Origin of the sequence: Algoriphagus confluentis (genome assembly GCF_036245625.1) — a bacterium.
In the GTDB taxonomy this organism is placed as follows: domain Bacteria; phylum Bacteroidota; class Bacteroidia; order Cytophagales; family Cyclobacteriaceae; genus Algoriphagus; species Algoriphagus confluentis.
Map to the genome: position 1 here is coordinate 1 of NZ_BTPD01000043.1, position 578 is coordinate 578.

Below are 578 nucleotides of genomic sequence, written 5' to 3' on the forward strand. Positions count from 1 at the left end.
CCCGGACCTTGTACACACCGCCCGTCAAGCCATGGAAGTCGGGTAGACCTGAAGGCGGTAACCGTGAGGAGCCGTTTAGGGTAGAACCGGTAACTGGGGCTAAGTCGTAACAAGGTAGCCGTACCGGAAGGTGCGGCTGGAACACCTCCTTTCTGGAAACAGAAGACTGCTATCAGCCGCCTTACACACTTTAATTTTGGGCCTGTAGCTCAGGTGGTTAGAGCGCTACACTGATAATGTAGAGGTCCGTGGTTCGAGTCCACGCAGGCCCACAACTTAGAACCTACCGAGGTTTTTATCTATTTATTTTCGGGGGATTAGCTCAGCTGGCTAGAGCACCTGCCTTGCACGCAGGGGGTCAACGGTTCGAATCCGTTATCCTCCACTCTGTTCTGGATAGTCAGAACAAAGTTCATTGACATATTGAAGTAGAAACTGTAACAGAATCATCCATTGAAGGATGAAAGAAGTAGAAGTAAGTGAATAAGGGCGCACGGGGGATGCCTAGGCTCTCAGAGGCGATGAAGGACGTGATAAGCTGCGATAAGCTGCGGGGATTGGCCAATGCGAGTTGATCC

Annotated in this window: 2 tRNA genes and 2 rRNA genes; all 4 read left to right on the forward strand. The window is 51.2% G+C overall.

Annotated features, from left to right (window positions below):
• Positions 1-152 (forward strand): 16S ribosomal RNA (locus tag AAA943_RS21790); the annotation flags it as partial.
• A gap of 46 nt (positions 153-198) precedes the next feature.
• A tRNA-Ile gene (locus AAA943_RS21795) sits at positions 199-272 on the forward strand.
• A 39-nt stretch (positions 273-311) separates the two neighbouring features.
• Positions 312-385, forward strand: a tRNA-Ala gene (locus tag AAA943_RS21800).
• A gap of 88 nt (positions 386-473) precedes the next feature.
• A 23S ribosomal RNA gene (locus AAA943_RS21805) occupies positions 474-578 on the forward strand; the annotation flags it as partial.